The organism is Variovorax humicola (assembly GCF_037889915.1).
In the GTDB taxonomy this organism is placed as follows: Bacteria; Pseudomonadota; Gammaproteobacteria; order Burkholderiales; family Burkholderiaceae_C; genus Variovorax; species Variovorax humicola.
The window spans coordinates 74,969-99,852 of record NZ_JBBKZV010000016.1; the positions used below are offsets into that span (position 1 = coordinate 74,969).

A 24,884-nucleotide genomic window follows, 5' to 3' on the forward strand; every position below is an offset into this window, starting at 1 on the left:
GACACTGAAATGAGCGATGAGACGTTACGCCCCGACGATGCGGACGATCGCACGCAGGTCGTCACCGGCCCTACGCTGACGCCGGGCGCGCCTTCCCCGGCGCCGGTTGCAACGCCACCTGCCGACGAAGTCACTTCCGTCGCGCCCGCCGCCGGCGCCACCGCCACCGCGCCGCCGGCGCCGCCCGCGTCGTCGTCGGAGGCTGGCGTGCTGCCGCCGGGGGCGCGCATTGCCGATTTCGAAGTGACGCGGCTCATCGGCCAGGGCGGCTTCGGTGCGGTCTACGAGGTGTGGGACCACAAGCTCGAGCGCGTGGCCGCGATCAAGGAATACCTGCCGATGTCGCTGTCCACGCGGCAACTCGACGGCAGCGTGGCGCCGATGTCGGAGCGGCAGCGCGAGACCTTCGACCAGGGCTTGAGCAAGTTCCTCGAAGAGGCCCGCCTGCTCGCCAAGTTCGATCATCCGTCGCTGCTGAAAGTCATCGACTACCTGCGCGACCGCGGCACCGCCTACATGGTGATGCCGCTGTACCGCGGCGACACGCTGCGCCAGGCGCTGCGCGACATGCCGGGCGGCGTCGACGAAGCCTGGCTCCTGCGCATCCTCGACGGCGTGACGCAGGCGCTGCAGGTGATGCACAACGCCAACTGCTACCACCGCGACATCGCGCCCGACAACATCATGCTGCTCGAAGGCTCGGGCAGGCCGGTGGTGCTCGACTTCGGCGCCGCGCGCCGCGTCATTACCGACATGACGCATGCCATCACGGTGATCCTGAAACCGGGCTACGCGCCGATCGAGCAATACGCCGAGATGCCCGACATGACGCAGGGCGCGTGGACCGACGTATATGCGCTGGCAGGCGTGATGCACGTCGCGGTGACCGGTCGCGCGCCGCCGCCGTCGGTGGCGCGTCTGCTGTCCGACAGCTACGCGCCGCTGGTCAACAACGAGGCGCTGCGCCAGCGCTACAGCGTGCAGTTGCTGTCGACCATCGATGCCGGACTCGGCGTGCGGCCGGAACAGCGGCCGCAGTCGATGACCGAGTTGCGCGCGATGCTCGGGCTCGACGGCGCGCAGACGATGATGCCGGCCGCCGGTGAACGGGCGCCGACGCCGCCGGCGGTCAGCCGGCCGGTGCCGTTGGGCACGTCGCCGGCGCCGCTGCCCGCCTCGGCAATGCCCGCGCCCTCGGCCGGAAAGGGGAAGGCAATCGCGGCCGCGGCGGTGCTGGGGCTGGCGGTGCTCGGCGCCGGCGGCTGGTGGTGGTCGCAGCAGGGCGCGGGCGACAAGACCGGCGATGACGGCAAGATTGCCGCGGCACCCTCGCCGGGCGGCACCACCGCCGCACCGGAACCCGCGCCCGCCCCGCCGCCGCCGCCTCCACCACCACCGCCTCCGCCGACAACGCCGCTGGAGTCGATGCAATCGATGGCCCGCGGCGCCGCGCCCGGCTTCGACGTGGTCGCCACGCCGAAGAAGGCCGATGTGCTCATCGGCAAGGACAAGCTGTCGTTCGAGGTGCGCAGCAAGCGCGACGGCTTCGCCTACGTCTACCTGCTGTCGACCGACGGCGGCATGTACCTGCTGTTCCCCAACCTCCTCGACAAGTACAACAAGGTCTCCGCCGGTAGCGCCATCACGCTGCCGCGCGCTTCCTGGCCCATGGATGCGGGTGGGCCGGCCGGCACCGACCATTTCGCGGTGCTGGTGAGCGAACACGAGCGCGATTTCGGCGCTACGGGCATCCAGAACGATGGCGTGTTCCCCAAGTTCCCGCTGCCGGTGCTCGCCGCGCTGGAAGCCGCACGCGGCAACGGACCGCCACCACTGCTCGGCAAGCCTGTATGCGCGCCGAACACCACTTGCAACGACGTCTACGGCGTCGGGCTTTTCAAAATCACCGAGAAGTAATCGTCTGCAGAGCGTCGGCCCGTGCACCGAAGCCCGGGCCGCTTCTTCTTCAGCACCAAGGAGGTTTTCATGAACAACCTGTCGCCCCCGGTCCGACCGTTCGCCTGTCGGGTCGCCGTTGGTGCCGTTGCGGCCGCCGTGACCTGGCTCGCCGGTTGCGCCTCGGCCCCGCCTGGCACCAGCACGACGACGGCATCTACCGCTCCGGCGCCTACTGCGCCGGCCCCCGCCGCGCCCGCCAGCGCCGCGCCCGCCACTGGCAGCACCTTCAACATCGGACCGGTGACGGATCCGGCCTTGCGCCCGTCGACCTCCGGCATCGGCGGCTCGGCCAGCGTGGCAGGCCAGGCGCGCACCTTCTCCACGCAACTGGCCACCTACACGGCGGTCGGCTACGACGCGCTGCCGGGCTGGGGACGTGACGATTTTTCCGAAGGCTGGCCGGCCTTCCTGGGCAGTTGCCGGGTGTTGATCGGCCGCGGCGCGCAGTGGAAGGAAATCTGCGATCGCACCCGGTCGGTCGACCCGAAGAACAGCGCGGCCATTCGAGGCTTCTACGAGCGCGAGTTCACCGTCTACCAGATCCGGGACGACGACCGCCGGCCCGACGGCGTGGTCACCGGTTACTTCGAACCCGAGATCACCGGCAGCCGCAACTATTCGCCGCCCAACATCTATCCGGTGTACGGCACGCCGGAGGACATGCTGTTCCTCGATGCGCGCAAGCTGCCGCCCGGCAACGCCACCGTCGCCGCGCGGGTGCAGGGCCGCGATGTCGTGATCCAGACCGGCGCCTTCAACACGCGCGACCTCGGCTCTCCCGGGCTCTATTCGCTCGACCTGTCGGCCGTCACGCGCGACACGCTCGACCGCAAGGTGCGCCTGCGCGCGCAGGGCCGGCAGCTGCTGCCGTACTTCACGCGCGAGGAAATCGAAACGCGCGGCGCGCCGAATGCGAAGGTGCTGGCATTCGTCAACAGCGCCACTGCGTTGTACGAGATGCAGATCCAGGGCTCGGGCCGCATCCGCATGGCCAACGGCGAGATCATCCGCGTGGCCTACGCGGAGCAGAACGGCCAGCCTTTCCGCCCCACGCTGGCCCAGAACAAGAACGGCCAACCCGCGAGCAAGGTGCGCACGCGCGGCGGCGCGATCGAGCTGGAACTCGACAACGACGATGACGACACCGGCAGCGACAACACGGCCGGCATCAGGGTGCGAGGCTTCACGCTGGCACGGCCGGAACAGAGCGGCGCGGTGATCGTGCCGGGGCGCGCCACGACGGGCCCCGTCATCGGCTCCGGCATCAAGGACCCGAGCTATGTGTTCTTCAAGGAATCGGCCGGCGGCGCGGGTGGGCCAGTCGGTGCCTTCGGCGTGCCGCTGCAGGCGGGCAGGTCCATCGCGGTCGATCCGCGCAGTACGCCGCTGGGCTATCCGGTGTTCGTGTCGACGCGCCAGCCCGGCACCGGCGAGCCGATGCAGCGCCTGACCATTGCGCAAGACACCGGCGGCGCCATCCGCGGCGCGGTGCGAGCCGACTATTTCTTCGGCAACGGAACCCAGGCCGCGACGCAGGCGCGCCGCATGAAGGAGCGCGGCCAGCTCTGGATCCTGTTGCCGCGCGGCCAGGCCGTGGCGGCGGCGTCCAGCTCGACGGTGCGCACGCGCGGCGGTGCCGTGGGCGCGGACTTGCCGCAGTGCCTCGTGCCGGTGGAAGGCCAATGCGTCGATGATTGAAACACCCCCGAAGCGCCTGCGGCGCCTCCCCCTCAAGGGCCTCGAGGGGGCGCACCCGGCGGCCCGGCAAAGCCGGTTCCGCTGGTGCCCACGAACAGAGCTTGCATTGCTCGTCCTGGATTCATGCGTTGCAGGTCCGGGCGAAGCCCTCTGCGCTGCGGGGCGTTGGATGAATTGAGATGCAGGAAACCCTCTCGTCCGAGCAAAGCGTCGAACTGGTGCGCCTGTGGCGTCGCCGGCAGACGCTCGGGCCGCAGGAGATGGGGCGCATGTACGGCATCGTCGGCGGGGCGCTCGAGGGCTGCAATCCGCCGGAGCTGCATGTGCTCGGCGAAGGGCGGCAGGAACTGGTAGCGCAGTTCATCTATGTGAAGGTGCTGCGGCTCGATGCCGACCCTGACGACGCCGAAGACAGCGGCCGCGGCGGCGACAACCACAGCGCCCCGTCGAGCGCCTTCGCGCTGTGCGCCTACTTCCGCCGCTATCTCATCGACTGCACGCGCGCCAGCAGCTTCCGCCGCAAGCTGTCGATCGGCGACCAGGTGACGGAGGCGCAGCTCGAAGACCAGCTTGGCGCCGACAGCGACGGGTGCGACGAGCTCACCGACCATGGCCTGAGCGGACAGGCGGTGCAGGCGGCTGCGCGCGCCTTCATCGCGTCGCTGCCGGAGCCGGAGCGCATCCTGCTGTGCGAAGGCTTCGGCCAGGAGGCTCCGCTGTCGGGCGTGGCATCGCGCCATGCGATCGCCTCCTACCACTACCGCGCGGGCCGGCTCGGCCTGGTCCACAAGCGCGAAGGGCTGCCGACCGACTACGCGCGCACCACGCTGGGCCAATGGATCACGCAGACGCTGGGCATCGCCATCGAGCCCGGCAACATGGGCGTGATCCTTCAGGTTTTCAAAATCCTCGGTGTTGAAGCGTCTTATGCCTGAAGACATAGCCATTTCAGGACACCTCGCGATGCACATCGACCTCTGGCCCCCGCTCAGCCTCATCCGCGACGCATTCGAGCGCGACCATTCCGGGGCCGCCGATGCGGCCGTCGCGCCGCCGAACGGCAAGCCTGCGGCCTCCACCCAAGCGACCCAATCGCTGCAATCGCTGCAATCGCTGCAACCACCGCCCTCACGCATTGCCGAAGATCTCCTGCTTCCCCTGACCGAATTGGCACGGCGCCGCGAGGCCGTGGCCCAGCGGGCTTTTCCGGCCCGCTGGGCGCCGGGCCGCCTGTTGAGCATCGTGCACGAGGGGCGGCTGCTCGGCGTGCTGCTCGACAAGTGCATCGGGGGCGATCGCTGGCAAGGCTGGATGGCGACCGGCGAGGCCGACTGGGCCGGCGCGTTCGACGTGCTGCTGGAGCCGGGAGACGAACCCTTCGAGCCGCTGTTCGGCATGGTGCAGGCCTGGAACCCGGTCACGCTCACCGCTGCGCCGCAGCTCTGTGCCCGCGTGCAGGGCGAACTGTCGGCCACGCGGCTCGCCGCGATCCGCGCGGTGCACGACGAATGGGCCACGCAACAGCCGCTGGGCATCGATGCCGCGCCGGGCCGGATTGCCCTGCGCACGGCGGGTGGGGTGTTCTCGGTCCTGTCGGGCACGCCGCTCGGCGACGGCGATCCGCGCAGCGAATACCAGGCGCTGTACCGCGATGCTGCCGCGAGGCTCGGCACCTCGCTGTTGACCGCGGCCGCGCCAACCGGGCCGCCGCCGCAATCGAGCGCGCCAGCCGACGAACCAGGATGGGGCGCACGGCTGCGCAAGTGGCTCGGTGCCGATTGGGTGCGCCCGGCATTTGCCTTGCTTGCATTGATGGTCGTGGTGCAGAACGTGGGCTTGTTCAATCGCCGTCCGGTCGAGGATGAAGAAGTGCGCTTCCGTTCGGTGGCGACGGAGCCCGCGTCGCCACCGGTCGCCAACCTGGCGGTGTTGTGGAAGCCCGGCGTCACGCTGGACGCTGCCGGCCGTGCGCTGCGCGATGCCTCGGTCGAAGTGGTCGGCGGACCCGACCTCACCGGCGCATGGCAGTTGCATGCGGCCGATCCTGTGAACGCGCTCGCCGCATTGCGGGGCTCCGCGCTGGTGCAGTCCGTGCGCATGGCCGAGGCGCCGGGAGCGAAATGATGCTGTCGCCGTCGCGCCTTCCGCTCTGGCTTGTCGCTGCGCTGCTCGTCGCAGTGGCTGTGCCGGCGTGGAGCGCGCAGCGGGCCTTGCTGGTGGGCGTGTCGGAACTCGTCAACCAGCCGCAGGCGCTCTGGCTGCAGGCGCCGCGCAATGACGTCGCGCTGATGCGGGAGGTGCTGCTGAAACAGGGTTTTGCCGCGCCCGACATCACGGTACTGGCCGACGGCGTCAACGGCGCCGGGTTGCCCGATGCGCAGCGCATTCACGAAGCCTTGAGCCGCCTTCTCGAGCAGTCGAGGAGCGGCGATTTCGTGCTGCTCTACTTCTCCGGCCACGGCACGCGCCTGCGCGATGCGAAGAAGGCCTACCAGGAGCCCGACGGCCTGGCCGAGAACTTCCTCGCGCGCGACGTGCGCGGCCAGGTCGGCGTCGACACCACGTTGCCCGGCGGCGTTCGAGACGTGGAATTCGATGCCTGGATCGGCGCCTTCCTCGCGCGCAACGTGTTCGTGTGGTCGGTGTTCGACACCTGTTCGGCGGCCTCGCTCACGCGCAGCGCGAAGACGGCGAATGTCGAGCAACCGGTCGACGACGAAGTGCGCTTCCGGGGCATCCAGGTCGATCGGCTCGCGCGTGGCGATGCACCACCAGCGGCTGCGGCGGCCGTGCCGCCGGTGAGCAACATCGCACGCGCCCGCTACGTCGCGTTCTTCGCATCGGAAAGCCACCAGGTCACGCCCGAACTGCGGCTGCCGCGCAAGGACCGCAACGCTCATCCGCAAGGCCTGCTGACCTGGGCCGTGGCCGAGACCCTGCAACGCAGGCCTGCCACCTGGCGTGACCTGTACAACGGCGTGCTGGCGCTCTATCCGCCGGTCATCGAGGAACTGGAGGCGCGCTTTCCGGAGCGCGAACTGCCGTCCCCCGTGGCCGAAGGCAACCTCGACCTGCCGCTGTTCGCCAACAGCCTGCAACCCCTGTCGACCCGGCCGGTGTGGAACGCCCAGCGCGTGGGCGATCGCCTCACGCTGGCGGTGGGCCGGCTGGACGGGCTCGACGCGCAGCAGCCGGTTCGCGTGCTGGCCACGCTCGCCGACGGCACCGTGCGCGTCGCGCCTGCCGTGCTGTCGGAAGTCGCATTGGGGAGTGCCCGCCTCGACGTGCCGCCCGCACTGGCTTCACTGGCCGGCGCGACTTTCTGGGCCATCACGCCGGTGGACGCACCCGAGTCCGTGGCCTTGCACGTGCGTGCCGACAAGCCCTTGCCCGCCGGCATGAGCCTCGCGTGGCCGGCCGCGCTGCGCGCCGTGCGCGACAACAGCGATGCCGACGTGCGCTGGACCGATCTCGGCGCGGCCGGGCAAAGACTGGAGTTGCTGTCCTCCACACTTGCCGCCGCCGTCACGACGCCCGATGCCACGCTGCCCGATGCGGCCGCGCTTCGGCAGCGCCTGCAAGCCCTGGCGCAACTCAAGTGGCTGCTGCAACTGAACACGCTCGCCGGCGACGGGCAACTGGACGGCTTCGATGCGCAACTCGAAATCCGCGATGGCGACCGCCTCGTGCGCAGCGCGCCCGCCCGCGAGGCCGACGGCAAGCTGCCTGCGCCCGCCGGCACCGAACGCGCGGCGCTGTCGGTGCGCAACACCAGCGGCCAGTCGCTCGACCTGGTGATCGTCGCGCTCGATGCACGCGGCGGCATGCAAACGGTGTTCCCCGAGGAAACCAGCGAAACCAACCGCTTCGAACGCGGAACGCCGCAAGCCCCGGCTGCCAAGCGATTCAACCTGCCGCCGCTCGATGGCGGCGCCCGCCTGCTGGTGCTCGCCAGCCCGGCCGCGCCATGGAGCGCGCCGCGCATGTTCGGCCTGCGCGGCCAGGAGGCGGAAGCGGCCCAGCCCGAGGTGCGCGTGCGTGGCCTGCCGCAAACAGTCAAGGAGCGGCAGGTGTATGCCGCGATGGTCCGATGGCCCGGCGACGCGCCGGCCGCCAAGTAGATACGACGACATGCGACGACATCGATACGACGAAACGAGGAGAACGAAATGAGCTTCAACCAGGATGGAAGACTCGACCCCGACGAGGCGCTGCGCCTGCTCGACACCCTGTCGGACGAATCCGGCCTGGACTTCACCATGCTGCTCGAAAGCAAGGGCGCGGTGGTCGAGGGTGAATCCGACCGCAAGTTCGAGGACGGCAAGAAGCGCATGGCCATCGGCGGCTATCACTACTGCACCGACATCGTCATGCCGCCCGGCGGGAGCAAGGGGCAGATCCGCAGCAGCATGCTCGTCGTGGTGCGCCACAGCGATGCCGCGACGGCATCCATCGCCAGCATGCTGAAGAACCAGGACACCGACATCACCGCGACCATCTCGGTGTTCAAGGCCGGTGGCGACGTTTCCAAGGACCAGCAGCCGATGCTCGAACTCGTGCTCACCGAGGCGCGCGTCCATACGCAGTCGCTCCTCACCGGCGGCAACCCGAAGCGGCCATGCGAGATCGTCTATTTCAATTTCCGCAAGATCGAAATCCGTTCGGCGCCGCAACTCGACACCGGCCTGCGCGGCGCGGTGCGCACCTGCGTGCTGACCAAGTCCTGATCCATTCGAAAGGCACTCCCATGACACGCTCCGCCGAACTCCTCCTGGCCAACGACCCGGCCGGCGCCCTCAAGGCCCTCACCGACGAGATCAAGGCCAAGCCGGCCGACAGCAAGCTGCGCGTCTTCATGGTCCAGTTGCTGTGCGTGCTGGGCCAGTGGGAGCGCGCACTCAACCAGCTCACCGTGGCGGCGGAACTCGATGCTCTCGCGGTGCCGATGAAGCAGGTCTACGGCGACGCGATTCGATGCGAGGGCCTGCGCGCCAACGTCTTCGCCGGCAAGAAGACGCCGATGGTGTTCGGCCAGCCCGACGAATGGCTGGCGCTGCTGATCGAGTCGCTGTTGCGGCGCGGCATGGGAGAGAACGAACTGGCCGGGCAGTTGCGCGAGCGCGCCTTCGACGCCGCGCCGGCGGTGGGCGGCACCATCGACGGCACGCCCTTCGAATGGCTGGCCGATGCCGACATGCGCATCGGCCCGGTGCTGGAGGCCTTCGTCAACGGCAAGTACTACTGGGTTCCCTTTGCGCGGCTGGCCGCGGTGCGGCTCGAGCCGCCGGAAGACCTGCGCGATTGCGTCTGGATGCCGGCCAACCTGCTGTTCGAGAACGGCGGCGAATCGCTGGCGCTGATTCCCACGCGTTACCAGGGCACGGAGAAGAGCACCGACGGCGAATTGCTGCTTGCCCGCAAGACGGAGTGGAGCGAACTGCAGCCCGAGGTGTGGGCCGGGCTCGGGCAACGCATGCTCAGCAGCGATGCCGGCGACCATGCGCTGATGGACGTGCGCGAGATCGTCTTCGGCGACGAATCCTCGGCGAATGCCTCCGCGGCGCCTGCCGCCACGGCGCAGGAAGGCACCGGGGACAGCGGTGGCTTCTGAGCAGCTCGCGCAGGAGCGCCTGCAGCCCTCGCTGCTCGATCGCCTGATCGACGACGCACCCAGCGAGAAGCGCGAGAGCGACGACAAGCGCACCCTCACCAGGCAGGCGTTGCGCCAGGCGGTGCTGCGCGACCTGTCGTGGCTTTTCAACGCGACCGCCTTCGGACTTGCCTATGAAGACAAGCGCTATCCGAACGCGGCGCGCTCGGTGCTCAACTACGGATTGCCTATGCTGTCCGGCCAGTTCACGTCCTCTGTGCAGCGTGTCAGCATGGAACAGGCTTTGAAGAATGCGATCCTGCAGTTCGAGCCGCGCATCCTGCCTCGCACCCTCGAAGTGGAACTCGTCATGGAAGGCTCGGTCCTTGAATCCCACAACCGCATTGGCCTCAAGATCCGGGGCATGCTCTGGGCGCAACCCGTGCCGCTGGAGTTCCTGATGCGAAGCCGGATCGACCTGGAAGAAGGGCGTTTCGAAATAGAGGACGTCACGGCTCCATGAGTCGCCGGGTGTAAGCCATGGACCCGCGCCTGTTGAGCCTGTACGAGCAGGAGCTTCGCTACTTTCGCGAAAGCTCCGCCGAGTTTGCGCAGGCCTTTCCCAAGATCGCGCGCCGGCTCGGATTCGACGGGCAGGAAGTCGCCGATCCGTACGTCGAGCGGCTCATCGAAGCCACCGCCTTTCTCTCCGCGCGCGTGGGCCTCAAGCTCGACGCCGAATACCCGCGCTTCACCGGGCATCTGCTCGACATCGTCTATCCGCAGTTCATGGCGCCCACGCCCTCGATGGCGGTGGTGCAGATGGCGGTCGACCCCGACGATGCCGCCCTGGCCGTCGGCCCCACGCTGCCGCGCGGCAGCGGCATGCGTGCGCGGCAATCGGCGGGGCAGAACACGTATTGCGAGTTCCGCACGTCGCGCGCGCTGCGCGTGTGGCCGATCGAAGTGAAGCGCGCGCAGTACTTCACCTATGCGCCCGACCTGCCGCTGGCCCAGCATCCGCAGTCGCGCGAGATCCGCGGTGGCCTGCGCATCGCGCTGCACGCCACGGCCAGCCTCAACTTCAACCAGATCCCGCTCGATGAGTTGCTGATGCACCTGGGCGGCGCCGAGGACGTGGCCTGGCAACTGCACGAGTGCCTGCTCGGCAAGCCGGTGGGCGTGATGGTGCAGCCGCTCGGCGCGAATGGCCTGCCTTCCGGCGCGAGCGCCAGCGCCATCCGCAGGTTGCCGGGCAATGTGGTGGAGCCGGTCGGGTTCGGCGATGACGAGGCGCTGTTGCCGGTCACTGCCACCGGCTTCTCCGGCCATCGGCTGGTGCAGGAGTACTTCGCGTTTCCGCAGCGCTTCCAGTTCGCGCGCATCACCGGCCTGCGCGAAGTGCTGGCGACGATCACGGTGCCCGACGTGGAGATCGTGGTGCTGTTCTCGCGTGGCGACGCCGCGCTGGAAAAGCTGGTGAGCGCCGACAACATCCAGTTGCACTGCGTGCCCGTCGTCAATCTCTTCCACAAGCGGCTCGACCGCGTGGCGGTGACCGAGGGCGTGAGCCAGTTCCACCTGCTGGCCGACCGCACGCGGCCGCAGGACTTCGAGGTGCACACCGTGACCGAGGTGATCGGCCATGGCACGCCCGGGGCCGACGAAGCGCCGGAGCAACTCTTCAAGCCTTTCTACGCCGCCTTCCACGGCGACCGCCACACGCATCCGGCCTACTACACCACCACGCGCGAACCGCGCATGCAGTCGGTGCGCCAACGCGTCGAGGGCCATCGCAGCAGCCACATCGGCTCCGAGGTCTACATGCAGATCGTCGACCCGCAACAGGCGCCGTTCTCCGGCTCCCTGCGGCAGTTGGCGGTAACGGCACTGGTCACCAACCGCGACCTGCCGCTGCTGATGCCGCTCGGCCGCGACAACGACTTCGACTGCATCGACTCTTTCCCGGTGCAGCGCGTGCGCATGGTGCGCGGCCCCTCGCGGCCGGTGTCGCCGGTAGTGAGCCAGGGGCTGGGCTGGCGCGTGATCGACCACCTTGCGCTCAACTACCTCTCGCTGTCCGACAGCACGCCGGAGCAGGGCGCCGCCGCCCTGCGCGAGATGCTGATGCTCTATGCGGTGCATGCCGACGACGTGCGCCAGGGGCAGGTGCGCGGCCTGCTCTCGGTGCGCTCGAAGCCGGTGGCGCGCCGCTTGCCGCTGGCCGGGCCGATCGCGTTCGGGCGGGGCCTCGAAGTCACGCTGGAAGTGGACCGCGGGGCCTTCCATGGGCACAGCGCCTTCCTGTTCGGCGCGGTGCTGTCGCACTTTCTCGCGCGGCATGTGGAGGTCAATCATTTCGTCGAGACGGTGCTCAGCGTGCAGGGCCGCGGCGAGACCATGCGATGGAGGCCGATGTGCGGGACACGCCAGATTCTGTAGCCCCTCCCGCAGCGTCTCATCGCGAAAGCGTCGGCGAGCGCCTGCATGCGATGTCGGGCCAGCCGTGGAACTACGACTTCTTCGCGGTGATGAGAAGGCTGGAGGCGCTCGCCGCGCCGAAGCCGCGCTGGGGCCATGCGCTGCTGCCCAGCGCCGAAGCCGTGCGCATCGGGCAGGAGCCGTCGCTGTCGTTTGCTCCTGCGAGCCTGAGCCGCTTCGAGCCCGCCACCGCGCATTCGCCGCCGCGTGTGCGCCAGCAGTTCTTCGGCTACCTTGGCCCCAACGGACCGCTGCCGGTGCACCTGAGCGACTTCATCCGCGAACGCACGCTCAACCATGCCGATCCGACCTGGCTGGCGTTTCTCGACACCTTCGGGCATCGCTTCTCGCTGTACTTCTACCGGGCCTGGGCCGAGTCGCGGCCTGCGGTCGGGCTAGACCGGCCGGGCGAGGACAGGTTCCGCCAGCGCGTGGGCGCGCTGGTCGGCATCGGCACCGCCGCGCGGCAGTCGCGCGACGAGATCAACGACGACGCACGCCTGCACTTCTCGGGCTGGCTGACGCGCAACGTGCACTGTGCCGAAGGCGTCGAGTCGGTGCTGTGCAACTACTTCGGCGTGACGGTCAGGCTGGAGCCGTGGGTCGGCCACTGGATGCGCCTGCCCACCGAGGAATTGACGCGGCTCGGCCGTGGTGGCGCCTCGCGCTCGATGGGCATGGGCGCGATGCTCGGCCAGCGCGCCTGGGATCGGCAGCATCGCGTGCGCCTGCACGTGGGCCCGCTTTCGCTGCAGCGCTACCGGGGCTTCCTGCCCGGCGGCAAGGCGCGGCCCGAGTTGCTGCGCTGGATGCAGCAGTTGCTAGGCAACGAGCTCTACTGGGACGCGCAGTTGATCCTGCGCAAGGAAGAAGTGCCCGCCACGCGGCTGGGCCGGCACAAGGGCAATGCACCGCGGCTGGGCTGGGTCTCGTGGCTCGGCCAACGGCCACGCGATCGCGATGCGGCCGACGTGCGCATCGACGGCGATGCACTGACTGCGCGCGCGGTGGCCCTTCAATAACCGATGACGCCGATCGTCATGAATCAACACGGAGCACACCATGAGTGAAATCAGCCGCACCGCCTTGTTCGGCAAGCTCAACTCGCTTGCCTACAAGGCCATCGAGGGCGCGACGGTGTTCTGCAAGATGCGCGGAAATCCCTATGTCGAACTCGAGCACTGGTTCGCGCAACTGCTGCAGGCGCAGGACTCCGACCTGCATCGCGTGATCCAGCATTACTCGCTCGACATCTCGGCCATCTCGAAGGACATGACGGCCGCGCTCGACCGCCTGCCGCGCGGGGCCACCGCCATCAGCGACTTCTCGCCGCACATCGAGAACGCCATCGAGCGCGCGTGGACCTACGCCACGTTGCAGTTCGGCGAGGCGCAGGTGCGCACCGGCTACCTCCTCATCGGCATGCTCAAGACGCAGAGCCTGCGCAACCCGCTGTTCGGTCTGTCGAAGCAGTTCGAGAAGGTCAAGGTCGAAGACCTGTCCGACAACTTCGTGAAGATTTGCGACCCCTCGCCGGAATCGAAGATGCGCGCGCAGGACGGCACCGGCATGGGCAGCGGCGCCCCCGGCGAAGACACCGGCGCGATGGCCCCGGCCGCCATGGGCAAGGGCGATGCGCTCAGGAAGTTTGCTGTCGACCTCACGGAGAAGGCGAAGAAGGGAGAGATGGATCCGGTGACCGGGCGGGACGAGGAAATCCGCCAGATCGTCGACATCCTGATGCGGCGCCGCCAGAACAACCCGCTGCTGACGGGTGAGGCGGGCGTTGGCAAGACGGCGGTGGTGGAAGGCTTCGCGCAGCGGCTGGCCCGCGGCGACGTGCCGCCGCAGTTGAAGGACGTGAAGCTGCTGACGCTGGACATCGGCCTGCTGCAGGCCGGCGCCAGCATGAAAGGGGAGTTCGAGCAACGCCTGCGCCAGGTGATCGACGAGGTGCAGGCATCGCCCACGCCGATCATCCTGTTCATCGACGAGATCCACACGCTCGTCGGCGCGGGCGGCGCGGCCGGCACGGGCGATGCGGCCAACCTGCTGAAGCCGGCGCTCGCGCGCGGCAACCTGCGCACCATCGGCGCGACGACCTGGGCCGAATACAAGAAGTACATCGAGAAGGACCCGGCGCTGACGCGGCGTTTCCAGGTAGTGCAGGTGCCGGAGCCGGATGAAATCAAGGCCATCCTCATGCTGCGCGGCGTGGCCAGCGTGCTCGAGAAGCACCACCGCGTGCAATTGCTCGACGAGGCCATCGAGGCAGCGGTGAAACTGTCGCACCGCTACATTCCGGCGCGCCAGTTGCCCGACAAGGCGGTGAGCCTGCTCGACACGGCGTGCGCGCGCGTGGCCGTGTCGCAGCACGCGATGCCGCCCGAGGTGGAAGACTGCACGCGGCGCATCGAGGCACTCACGGTCGAAGCCGAGATCATTGCGCGCGAGGAAGCCATCGGCATCGACGTGACCAGGCGATCCGCCACGGCGCAAGGCCTGCTCGCGGAGGCGAAGGCGGAACTCGAAAAGCTCAATGCGCGCTGGAAGGAAGAAAAGGGCCTGGTCGACAAGCTGCTGGATCTGCGCGGCAAGCTGCGCGCGGGCAACAAGCCGGTCGATGTACCCCCTCTCCCTGCCGGAGAGGGCGGGGGTGAGGGCGGCGGCGCCACGACGGCCGCAGCTTCATCCACCGCCGCACCCTCACCCCAACCCTCTCCCGAAGGGGGAGGGAGTGAAGACCGCGCCGCGCTGCTGGCCGAACTGCATGAGCTGCAGGGCAAGATCTCGGCCGTGCAGGGCGAGACGCCGCTGATCCTGCCTTCGGTCGACGCACAAGCCGTGTCCTCCGTGGTCGCCGACTGGACCGGCATCCCGGTCGGCCGCATGCAGCGCAACGAACTCGAAACCGTGCTCAAGCTGCCGCAGTTGCTGGCCCAGCGCGTCATCGGCCAGGACCATGCGATGGAGATGATCTCCAAGCGCATTCAGACTTCGCGCGCCGGCCTCGACAACCCGAGCAAGCCCATCGGCGTGTTCATGCTGGCCGGCACCTCCGGCGTCGGCAAGACCGAGACCGCCATCGCGCTCGCCGAGTCGCTGTATGGCGGCGAGCAGAACATGATCGTCATCAACATGAGCGAGTACCAGGAGGCGCACACCGTCAGCTCGCTCAAGGGCGCGCCGCCGGGCTACGTGGGCTACGGCGAAGGCGGCGTGCTGACCGAGGCCGTGCGCCGCCGGCCCTACAGCGTGGTGCTGCTCGACGAAGTGGAGAAGGCGCACTCCGACGTGCACGAACTCTTCTTCCAGGTCTTCGACAAGGGCTTCATGGAGGACGGCGAAGGCCGCAGCATCGACTTCAAGAACACGCTCATCATCCTCACCACCAACGCCGGCACCGACCTGATCGCCAGCATGTGCAAGGACCCGGAGCTGATGCCCGACCCCGAGGGCATGGCCAAGGCGCTGCGAGACCCCCTGCTGAAGATATTCCCGCCTGCGCTGCTTGGCCGGCTGGTCACCATTCCGTACTACCCGCTCAGCGACGCGATGCTCGGCGAGATCGTCAAGCTGCAGTTGAACCGCATCAAGAAGCGCGTGGAAGCGCGCTACCAGATTCCGTTCGAATATGGCGACGACGTGGTCAAGCTCGTGGTCAGCCGCTGCACAGAAAGCGAATCGGGCGGCCGGATGATCGACGCCATCCTCACCAACACCATGCTGCCCGACATCAGCCGCGAATTCCTGAACCGGATGATGGAAGGCAAGGCGATCGAGCGCGTGCATGTCGGTGCCGCGGACGGCAATTTCAGCTACACGTTCTGAGTCGAACCAACGACCCCACGAAGGAGCCACGCCATGCCCGGATTCACAAAACCCACCACGCTGCTGCGCAAGGCCGAAGTCGGATTGCGCAAGGCCGTCGGAGCACACGTTCCGGCCGACCCGCGGCGCGGGTTCACCGACCACATGGAAGTGCTGTCGTCGCAATTGATGATCGGCTACAAGAAATATCCGGCGGCAACGGGCTATCCGAGCGATGCCATGAAGGCGGCAGCCGTGGCGGCCACTGCCCTGGCGGCGCGCGTCATGCGCAAGGTGAACGACGAGTTTGCCGGCATTCTGATGCTGCGCCGAAAGGAGTCCGCCCTGATGCAGGAAGTGCTGGAAGCGCACTTTCACTTGAGGGCGGGCGACGATGCCGGTGGCACGCTCAAGAGCAATGTGGTGGACCGGAAGTTCTCCCTGAAGGCCGTCGTCGAGAAAGACCGGCGCTGGGTGCTGGAGAAGATCCGCCAGAACATGCTCAGCCTGAGCTTTCACCTCAACACAGGTGTCTACCTGATCGACATCGACGCCAGCCGGCGCGATATAGGAAGCGGGCAGGACATCAACCCGGCCGACGCCGACGATACCGAAGAGGCTTACGTGAGCCACACCAAGACGAAGTACGACGCGAACACCTGGCGCGCGACGAACTACAAGGCAGTCAGCAACTCGATCAGCGGATTCCGCAAGGGCGAAATGCACGTCTCCCTGGAGGTGCTCGAGACCTACTCGGCGCTGAGCTATGCCCGGGTCATCATTCATGAGGCAACCCACAAGTACCTCTGCACCGCCGACGAGGCCTACGCACACCAGGACACCTACGCGGGCAAGAGCCTGGCGCAGATGCTGAACAACGCCGACAGCTACGCGTGGGCGGCCATATCGCTCTACTGCGGCGCCCTGAAGATGGGCGACCCTTCCGACGTGCCCACCGATTGGGAGCAATGCGCTTGAAGACGGCAACGATGGCCCGCACAAGAATCGGCCGCATGAAGCCTCCTCCGGGCTTCAGGCCCGCGAAGCAGGTAAGCCTCGACGACGCCCTGAAGCTCGCGATTGCCATGCATCGCGCCAACGGGCTGGACGATGCCGAGAAGGTCTATGGGCGCATCCTCGCGGTGGCGCCGGACCATGCCGACGCATTGCACTTCATGGGGGTGCTGCAGCACCAGCGCGGCCACGACGAGCAAGCCCTGCGATTGATCCGCCGTTCGATCGAATTGAACGGCAGCCTGCCGGACTGGCACAACAACCTCGGCAACGTGCTGCTCGAATCCGGCCGCATCGACGATGCGGCTTCGGCGTACGAGGAAGCCGTGCGGCTCGGACCGGATCGCGCCGACATCTTCAACAACCTCGGCGTGCTCCGGCGCGAACAGAACCGCCACGAAGAATCCGAGGCCGCGTACCGGCGCGCCATCGAACTGGATCCCAAGTACATCGATGCGCACACCAACCTCGGGAGCCTGTTGCATGGCTTGCTGCGCAGCGAGGAGGCGCTTGAGACTCTGTGCAACGCACTGGTGCTGAAGCCGCGCCACGGCAGGGCCCGCCAGGCGCTGGGCATGGCCTACTACATGCTCGGCCGCTTCGACGAGGCGGCGCAGGTGTACCGCGACTGGCTGAAGGACGAGCCCGGCAGCCCCGAGGCGCAGCATCACCTCGCGGGGTGCTCGGGCGAGGCCGTGCCCGCCCGCGCCGCCGACGCCTACGTGGAAAGCGTGTTCGACGGCTTCGCCGAGAGCTTCGACGCCAAGCTGGCCATGCTGAGCTACCGCGCGCCGGCGCTCATCGCCCAGGCCCTGCCCGACCTGATCGGCGAGCCCAAGGGCACGCTGGCCGTGCTGGACGCCGGTTGCGGCACCGGCCTGTGCGGCCCGCTCCTCGCGCCCTATGCGCAGCGCCTGGTCGGCGTCGACCTGTCGGCCCGCATGCTGGCCCGGGCCAAGCCACGCAAGGTGTATGACGCGCTGCACAAGGCCGAACTCACCGCCTTCATCGAGGGCGAGGCCCCGCAGTCGTACGACCTCATCGTTTCCGCCGACACGCTGTGCTATTTCGGCGAGTTGGCCCAGGTGACGCGCGCCGCCGCGCGCGCCCTTCGGCCGGGCGGCTGGCTGGTCTTCACAGTCGAATCCATCGAGGACGGTGAAGCGGCAAACGAGAACTTCCACCTCAACCCGCACGGGCGCTACAGCCATCGCGCGGACTACCTGCGCGAGGTGCTGGCCGCAGCCGGCCTCGTCGACGGCGACGTGCAGCCGGCGCACCTGCGCATGGAAGCGGCGAAGCCCGTCGAAGGCTTCGTGGTCTCGGCGCGCGTGGCCGCCGCGGCGGGCGCCGCACCAATCTGAGCACATCATGCGAAACGCCGGCGTCTCATTCGTCCTGATGGCATTCCAGCATGGAAAGCAATGCCATGGCGACTGACCTCCAGTTCCTCATCAAGAGCGATTCGCCCGCCAACGGCGACCTGATGTTCTGGAGCATCGTCGGCCAGGAGTCGCTGTCGCGCCCGTCGGCCTATGAACTCACGGTGCTGTCGACCAACGAGAAGATCGACGCGAAGGACATCCTCGGCCACGCCTTCGACGTGGTCATCGAGTTCGCCGACAAGGACGGCGCCAAGCACGAGCGGCATTGCCAGGGCCATGCGGTGCGCTTCATGCGCCGCGGCAGCGTGGGCCGCTACTTCGAATACCGCTTCACGCTGCGCTCGTGGTTCTGGCTGCTCACGAAACGCCTCAATTCCCGCATCATCCAGGACAAGGCGGTGCTGGACATCCTCGACGCCGTGTTCGAGGACAGCCCCATCAAGCGCTTCAAGAAGATCAAGTCCGACAAGGTCATCGGCTCGCACAAGCCGCTGCGCTACAGCGTGCAGCATCAGGAGAGCGACTACGACTACCTCTCGCGCCTGTTGGAAGACGAAGGTATCTACTACTGGTTCGACGCGCACGATGCGCCCGGCACCATGTACCTGGCCGATGCCAGCGACGTCGCGCACAAGAAGCTGCCGGTGCACGACACGCTCAACTACGTTCCCTTCGGTACGAGCGAGGCCCGCTTCAACGAGATCAGCCACTGGGTCGATTCGCGCCGGCTCGACACCGGCAAGTACGACTCGCGCGACAGCGACTTCAAGGCGATCAAGAAGAAGCTCAACGCCACCAAGGGCGATCCCGACACGCACGAGTTGGCCGACCTCGAGGCCTTCGAATTCCCTGGCGGCTTCTTCCGCAACGACGACACCGACGACGATGCCAAGGTCCGCATGGAAGAGCTGGCCGCGCGCCGCCGCGTGAACTGGGCGACGACGCGCTGGCCCGACATCGCCGCCGGCATGAACTTCAAGTTCCACGGCCACCCGATGGGCGACCCGGACACCGACTACCTTTGCGCCGCCTGCACCTTCGTCGTCACGCATCCGGGCTACGAAGGTCTGGGCGAGCACGACGGCAACGTGCAACGGCAAGGGCAGGTGCTGCTGGACCTGCTGGACGAAGACCCGATCAACGCGAAGTGGCTCGAAGCGCTGCACGACCTCATCCGCGGCACGCCCGACCTGATCGCGCCCACGCGCGGCAACAGCGCCTTCCTGCTCACCGCGCTGCCGGCCGACACGCCGTTCCGCCCGCCGCGCCTGACCCCGCGCGTCGTCATGCCCGGTCCGCAGAGCGCCATCGTGGTGGGCCCTGCCGGCGACGAGATCCACGCCGACGACTTCGGCCGCGTGAAGGTCCACTTCCATTGGGACCGCTACGACAAGAGCAACGAGAAATCCACCTGCTGGGTGCGCGTGTCGCAGCCCTGGGCCGGCAAGGGCTGGGGCGGCTACTTCATCCCGCGCATCGGCCAGGAAGTCATCGTCGACTTCCTGAACGGCGACCCCGACCGCCCCATCATCATCGGCCGCGTCTACAACGACGACCAGCCCAAGCCCTTCGCCGCGCACACGCAAAGCGGCTTCCGCACGCGCTCCACGCCCGGCGGCAGCGCGGCCAACTGCAACGAGTTCCGCTTCGAGGACAAGAAGGGCAGCGAGCAGGTCTACCTGCATGCCGAGAAGAACCAGGACATCGAGGTCGAGAACGACGAGACGCACTGGGTCGGCCACGACCGCAAGAAGACCATCGACCACGACGAGACCTCGCACATCAAGCACGACCGCACCGAGACCGTGGACAACAACGAGACGATCACGGTGCATGGCATGCGGACAGAGACGGTCGACAAGGACGAGACCATCACCATCCACAAGAACCGCACGGAGACGGTGGACCTGAACGAGAACATCACGATCGGCGTGAACCGCACCGAGAGCGTGGGCTCGAACGAGTCGATCACGATCGGGGCGAACCGGTCGATCACGGTGGGGGCGAGCGAGACCGCGACGGTGGCGACCCAGCGCACGCACACGGTCGGCGCGAACGAGACCATCACGGTGGGCGCTGCACAGGAAATCACCATCGGCGCCGCCCAGGCGGTGACCATCGGTGCCGCGCAGACGGTGAGCGTGGGCGCGGATCAATCGACCAGCGTGGGGGGCGCGATGTCGACCTCGGTGGGCGGCGACGAATCGCGCGACGTCGGCGGCGGCCGCACCACGAGCGTCGGTAAGGACGATGGGCTCACGGTGGCGAAGAACCTCACCATCAGTGCCGGCGACTCCATCTCCATCAAGACCGGCGACGCCAGCATCACGATGAAGAAGGACGGGACCATCACCATCAAGGGCAAGGACATCACGATCGAGGGCTCGGGAAAGATCAACGTCAAGGCGAGCAGCGATGTGGTGGTGAAGGGCAGCAAGGTTGGAATCAACTGAAAGGCAGGGTCGAGACATGGGTGCTGGCGAAAGTCCGTTCAAGCCGTTCCCCGAAGCGGACCTTCAAAGCGATCTGCAGGCCCTGTTGGCACGTCCGCGTGGGCCGGGCGCATTGCCCGCCGCACCCGGTGGTGCCGTGTCCACCGCACGCTTTCATGGCTTCGACTTGCGGGATGCGCCAGTCCTGAGCGGGCTCGCGCACTTCCCTGGCGAGTTGGTGACTGCCCGCACGACTGTGCCGCTGCGCCGCGCCATGATCGGCGCCACCGTGCTGGTGCTGCACGAAGACGGTGACTGGACGCGCCCGATCGTCGTCGGCGTCTTGCAGGAAGACGGCGCGCATGAACCGGTCGCAGCGCCTGCACTCTCATTCGACGTGCAGGCCGATGGCGAGCGCCTCACCTTCACCGCCGAGCGGGAAATCGTGCTGCGTTGCGGCGACGCCAGCATCACGCTCACGCGCGCGGGCAAGGTGATCATCGAGGGCAACTACATCCTGAGCCGGTCCACGGGCTACAACAAGATCAAGGGCGCGGCGATCGATATCAACTAGGCCTCGCATTTCCCATGTGGCAAGTCGACAACCGCACCCCCTTCGCAGCCGAGCGCGGCTGGGTTCGTGATCGCAATGGCGCCGAGATCTGGCTGGTGGCCGTGAAGGCCACCTTCGACATCCTGCCCGATGGCTCGACCGAGGTTGCGAAGGATCAGCCGCCCGTGCTGCGCATGCCCGAATACCATGGCGAACCCGCCAAGAGCAGCATCAAGTACGAGGCCGACTTGGTGCTCACCAAGAAAACCACCGACATCATCGTCGTGGGCCATGCCCATGCCCCGGGCGGGAGGGCCGTGACTGAACTGGATGCGGGCTTCAGGGTGGGCCCCGTGCAGAAGATTCTGCGCGTCTATGGGGACCGCCAATGGGGAGCCACGGGTCCGACCAGCCCAGAGCCTTTCACACGGATGCCAATCGTCTATGAGCGCGCTTTCGGCGGCGTTGACTCGAGGTCGGCGCAGCCGGAAAGGGACTGGGATTTGCGAAATCCCGTGGGCTGCGGCTTTGCGGTGAAGAAGGCGAATCTGGACGGCATGCCGGTGCCCAATATCGAGTCTGCCGACCGCCTCATCCGCGCGTGGGACGATCGGCCCGCGCCCGCTGGATTTGGAGCCATTGGCAGTCATTGGAGCCCGCGCGCATCGTTCGCCGGCACCTACGACGACGCGTGGATGAAGAATCGCTCGCCCCTTCTGCCCGACGATTTCGACGACCGCTTCTTTCAATACGCGCCGGCGGAACAACAAGCGCCGCAGTTTCTGATGGGCGGGGAAACCGTCGCGACCCTCAACCTGTCGCCGACCGGAAATCTGCGCTTTGCCCTGCCCAGGGAATACCTCGGCTTCGAGACCCAGTTCTACGATGGCACGCGCGAATTCCACAAGCTGCGCAAGCTTCACAGCGTGATCCTCGAGCCAGACTTTCCGCGGGTTTCCCTGGTGTGGCATTCGTCGTTGCCTTGTCATTTCAAGGTCCAGAAACTGAAGCGGACCCTCGTCACGCGCAAGACCGGCCTGAGCCCGGATGCCGGGGTTGACGATGAGGCCGAGTTTGAAGGGGCCTGATGTGAGCAGCAGTGCCCCGATATTTGTTGCAGCGCTTGGCGCGACCACGCCGGTGGGCCGTGACGCCTGGTCGAGCGCTGCCGCTGTGCGCGCCGGAATCAGCGGTTTTGCCGAGCATCCATTCATGGTCGACACCGTTGGCCAACCGATGCGCGCAGCGCTCGCGCCGTGGCTGGACATCGACCTGATGGGTGTCGCGCGGCTCGAGGCCTTGCTCCTTCCGGCCATCGACCAGGTGTTGGCACCCGTCCTCGAGGAACATCCCGGCGCGCTGCGGATGGCGCTCTCGCTGGGATTGCCGAGCCCGCGACCCGGCCTCGCGCATGACGTGCGCCAGCAGATCACGAAGTCAGTGCAGCAGCGGTACCCGAAGATTTTTTCGGCGGTTGCGACCTTTCCGAACGGCCACGCCGCCGGCCTCCTGGCGCTGGACGCCGCGGTGAAAAAGGTTGCCGAGGGCGCATTCGACGCCTGCGTGGTGGCCGGCGTCGACTCGTACATCGAACCCACGACACTCGAATGGCTTGAGGCCAACGATCAACTCCACGGCGCAGGCCCGCTCAACAACGCGTGGGGCTTCATTCCGGGCGAGGGCGCTGGCGCGCTGCTGATCGCGCGGCGGGAGGTGGCAGAACTCCTGCGGCTTGATCCGCTTGCCAGGGTTCTCGGCGTTGGCACCGGTTTCGAGGCCAACCGGATCAAGACGCAGACGGTGTGCATCGGCGAAGGGCTCACACAGGCATTCCGCGGTGCGCTGGCCGGACTGCCGGACGACTTCAGGATCACGGACGTCTACTGCGACCTGAACGGCGAGCCGTATCGGGCCGACGAATACGGGTTCACTGCGCTTCGCACCAAGGAGGCATTCGAATCCGCTTCCGACTTCGTGGCGCCCGCCGATTGCTGGGGCGACGTGGCGGCGGCGAGTGCGCCTCTTCATCTCGTCCTGGCAGCAATTGCAGGCGCCAAGGGTTACGCCAATGGCAACGTGGCTTTCGCATGGGCCAGCGCCGAAGGCGGCGAGCGCGGTGCCGTGCTGATGGCCACCACCCGTGGGAGCGCCTAGATGCCCGTCACGATCAAGGTCAACGGCGTATCGAATTCGCTCGTGCACAAGGGCAGCAACGGGATCTCCATGGCGACCATCCCCGATGTCTGCAAGACTCCTTCGCCTGCCGGGCCGGTACCCATCCCGTACCCGAACATCTCGCAGTCCGCGACATTGGACAAGGGCACGACCACGGTCAAAGCCGACGGCGGGATGATGATTGCCACCAAAGGGTCGGAATACTCCCTGTCGAACGGCGACAACGCCGGCGTGGCCGGCGGCGTGAAGTCGAGCACGTTCATGAAGGAGTCCACCTGGATCCTCTATTCCTTCGATGTGAAGATGGATGGCCAGAACGCATGCCGGCTCACCGACAAGAAATTCCAGAATCACGAGAACACGGCCGACCTGGCCGGCAACCTGCAGATTCCGGTTGGCGTACCGCCCGAACTCCAGGCCATCGCTGATTGCTGCAACAAGTCCGTCGATTGCCTGCCGCCCGACAGCGGTAAAAAATGCACGGCGCGCGGAACGCAGAAGCACAGTTGCTGCCAGGACGCCATCAATCGCGAGAAAGCGAAAGGCAATTGGGACAACGTCACGCCGGAGGAATATCACCCGCCGACCAAGACGATGGATGCCAGCCGGCTCGATGTGCAGATCCGTGCCGGAGCAACTGGCCAAGGGGCCACCACCCACATCTTCGATTTCAAATTCAACTGCACCAAGAAGCCCGCAATGTCGGCCGCCCAGAGACGCAAGTACCGCAAGCGCTTCACGGGCGCGAAGATTGACATCGTGGGTTCGCGCGGCCTTCCCAACAATGCGTCCAAGGCCAAGAAAGCCGCGGCCTGTCCGGGCGCGCAGGCACGAAGCAGTTGCTAGGAGTTCATCGCATGGCAGACATCAAGCCTCTGGAGCTTTCGGATCCGGCATCGGGGACTGTCGACGTGCGCAATGGCGTCACCTTGACCTATTTCCTGGAGCAGTTCGTGTTCGAGTGCAGCGACGCGTTGACCGCTGTCTTCGACCTTTTCGTGGCGGGCACCCGGCCCGGCATGCTTCAGTGGGCCGTCGTGAATGCAACATCCGAACAATGGCGGCCGGTCGATGAAGCGGTTATCAAGCGGATGCGCGACTCCCTGGCGCCCGTCGGTGCGCGCAAGCGCAAATTCACCGCCTTTCGCGTCAACGACTTCGGCGACGAGGCACCGCAATACGGCTTCACGCTGGCAGACCGGGACAAGGACAAGGACCAGCCCGATTCGCTCACCCTGGTGCAGATGACGTTTCCTCCGGTGGTCGTGGACGAAGCACACGTGGAGAATCTGTGCGGTTTCATCGACCAGTGCACGGCCTTGCTCAAGCCGGTGTCCGGCTACTGCGCGCCGAGCCTTCTGCCCAGCGAATCGCGCCAGTCCGTAGCGCTTGCAAAGATCGCGGGCATCGCGCTTCGCCATCCCGGCTACGACGTGGCCGTCAACGACCTGACGCAACTCGACATCGGGCACAAGGTACGTGGTGCGCGGTGGATCACCCTGCTCGGCCCGGCCTTGCAGGAGCGGTTGGGCGGTATTGAACAAGTGAGGAGGGCCTTGCCCAAGGAAATCGAAGTGCGCGACGTTGCCGGAACTGCCACGATCCGCGCCGGGAAAACACCGGAACTCGGGGACCGCAACCAACAGGTCGACACGCCCCTTCTTCGAGACGTGGCCCGCCTCCTCGAGCCCATCACCCTGTTCGGTGAAGTCGACATGTTGTCGAATTTCGCCAATTTCGATGACAACCTGTTGCGACGCTGGGAACGCAGGTTCCTTGACTGACAG

19 protein-coding genes are annotated in these 24,884 nt (G+C 67.1%); all 19 read left to right on the top strand.

Translation table 11 applies throughout. The features are described from left to right. Positions 1-9: 9 nt before the first annotated feature. The 19 genes from WKW80_RS22455 (at position 10) to WKW80_RS22545 (ending at position 24,881) form a co-directional block, all read left to right on the top strand. Positions 10-1,917, top strand: coding sequence for a protein kinase domain-containing protein (locus WKW80_RS22455; RefSeq protein ID WP_340365789.1), 1,908 nt, complete (start codon positions 10-12; stop codon positions 1,915-1,917). A gap of 69 nt (positions 1,918-1,986) precedes the next feature. Further along, on the top strand, positions 1,987-3,657 hold the full coding sequence (gene mltA / locus WKW80_RS22460; RefSeq protein WP_340365790.1) for a murein transglycosylase A: 1,671 nt from the start codon (positions 1,987-1,989) through the stop codon (positions 3,655-3,657). A gap of 179 nt (positions 3,658-3,836) precedes the next feature. Beyond that, on the top strand, positions 3,837-4,592 hold the full coding sequence (locus tag WKW80_RS22465; RefSeq protein WP_340365791.1) for a hypothetical protein: 756 nt from the start codon (positions 3,837-3,839) through the stop codon (positions 4,590-4,592). Beyond that, complete coding sequence (locus WKW80_RS22470; RefSeq protein ID WP_340365792.1) at positions 4,585-5,781, top strand: hypothetical protein; 1,197 nt, start codon at positions 4,585-4,587, stop codon at positions 5,779-5,781. The genes WKW80_RS22465 and WKW80_RS22470 overlap by 8 nt, the downstream gene beginning before the upstream one ends. Then, a complete protein-coding gene (locus WKW80_RS22475; RefSeq protein WP_340365793.1) occupies positions 5,778-7,778 on the top strand; it encodes a caspase family protein in 2,001 nt (666 codons plus the stop codon). Before WKW80_RS22470 ends, WKW80_RS22475 begins: the two co-directional genes overlap by 4 nt. Positions 7,779-7,826: 48 nt before the next feature. Beyond that, entirely contained in the window at positions 7,827-8,384 is a 558-nt protein-coding gene (locus tag WKW80_RS22480; protein WP_340365794.1) for a type VI secretion system tube protein Hcp, read from the top strand. 20 nt (positions 8,385-8,404) lie between these two features. Further along, positions 8,405-9,268, top strand: a complete 864-nt coding sequence (locus tag WKW80_RS22485; RefSeq protein ID WP_340365795.1) for a type VI secretion system accessory protein TagJ — start codon at positions 8,405-8,407, stop codon at positions 9,266-9,268. Beyond that, positions 9,258-9,770 (top strand): type VI secretion system baseplate subunit TssE, encoded by a 513-nt coding sequence (gene tssE / locus WKW80_RS22490; protein WP_340365796.1) that lies wholly within the window; start codon positions 9,258-9,260, stop codon positions 9,768-9,770. The genes WKW80_RS22485 and tssE overlap by 11 nt, the downstream gene beginning before the upstream one ends. Before the next feature lie 17 nt (positions 9,771-9,787). Continuing rightward, on the top strand, positions 9,788-11,689 hold the full coding sequence (tssF, locus tag WKW80_RS22495) for a type VI secretion system baseplate subunit TssF (protein ID WP_340365797.1): 1,902 nt from the start codon (positions 9,788-9,790) through the stop codon (positions 11,687-11,689). Next, the gene (tssG, locus tag WKW80_RS22500; RefSeq protein ID WP_340365798.1) at positions 11,665-12,750 is read left to right on the top strand and encodes a type VI secretion system baseplate subunit TssG; all 1,086 of its coding nucleotides are present in this window, start codon (positions 11,665-11,667) and stop codon (positions 12,748-12,750) included. The genes tssF and tssG overlap by 25 nt, the downstream gene beginning before the upstream one ends. A 40-nt stretch (positions 12,751-12,790) precedes the next feature. Then, positions 12,791-15,559 (top strand): type VI secretion system ATPase TssH, encoded by a 2,769-nt coding sequence (gene tssH / locus WKW80_RS22505; RefSeq protein ID WP_340365799.1) that lies wholly within the window; start codon positions 12,791-12,793, stop codon positions 15,557-15,559. 33 nt (positions 15,560-15,592) lie between these two features. Continuing rightward, the gene (locus WKW80_RS22510; protein WP_340365800.1) at positions 15,593-16,516 is read left to right on the top strand and encodes a hypothetical protein; all 924 of its coding nucleotides are present in this window, start codon (positions 15,593-15,595) and stop codon (positions 16,514-16,516) included. Between the two features lie 35 nt (positions 16,517-16,551). Next, a complete protein-coding gene (locus tag WKW80_RS22515; RefSeq protein WP_340365801.1) occupies positions 16,552-17,916 on the top strand; it encodes a tetratricopeptide repeat protein in 1,365 nt (454 codons plus the stop codon). Between the two features lie 65 nt (positions 17,917-17,981). Continuing rightward, positions 17,982-20,390 (top strand): type VI secretion system Vgr family protein, encoded by a 2,409-nt coding sequence (locus WKW80_RS22520; protein WP_340365802.1) that lies wholly within the window; start codon positions 17,982-17,984, stop codon positions 20,388-20,390. 16 nt (positions 20,391-20,406) lie between these two features. Then, a complete protein-coding gene (locus tag WKW80_RS22525; RefSeq protein WP_340365803.1) occupies positions 20,407-20,943 on the top strand; it encodes a DUF6484 domain-containing protein in 537 nt (178 codons plus the stop codon). Positions 20,944-20,957: 14 nt separating this feature from the next. Further along, positions 20,958-22,010, top strand: a complete 1,053-nt coding sequence (locus WKW80_RS22530; protein ID WP_340365804.1) for a DUF2169 family type VI secretion system accessory protein — start codon at positions 20,958-20,960, stop codon at positions 22,008-22,010. 1 nt (position 22,011) lies between these two features. Beyond that, entirely contained in the window at positions 22,012-23,076 is a 1,065-nt protein-coding gene (locus WKW80_RS22535) for a beta-ketoacyl synthase N-terminal-like domain-containing protein (RefSeq protein WP_340365805.1), read from the top strand. Beyond that, positions 23,077-23,943, top strand: a complete 867-nt coding sequence (locus tag WKW80_RS22540; protein ID WP_340365806.1) for a DUF4150 domain-containing protein — start codon at positions 23,077-23,079, stop codon at positions 23,941-23,943. An 11-nt stretch (positions 23,944-23,954) separates the two neighbouring features. Next, positions 23,955-24,881 (top strand): type VI immunity family protein, encoded by a 927-nt coding sequence (locus WKW80_RS22545; RefSeq protein WP_340365807.1) that lies wholly within the window; start codon positions 23,955-23,957, stop codon positions 24,879-24,881. Positions 24,882-24,884 lie beyond the last annotated feature (3 nt).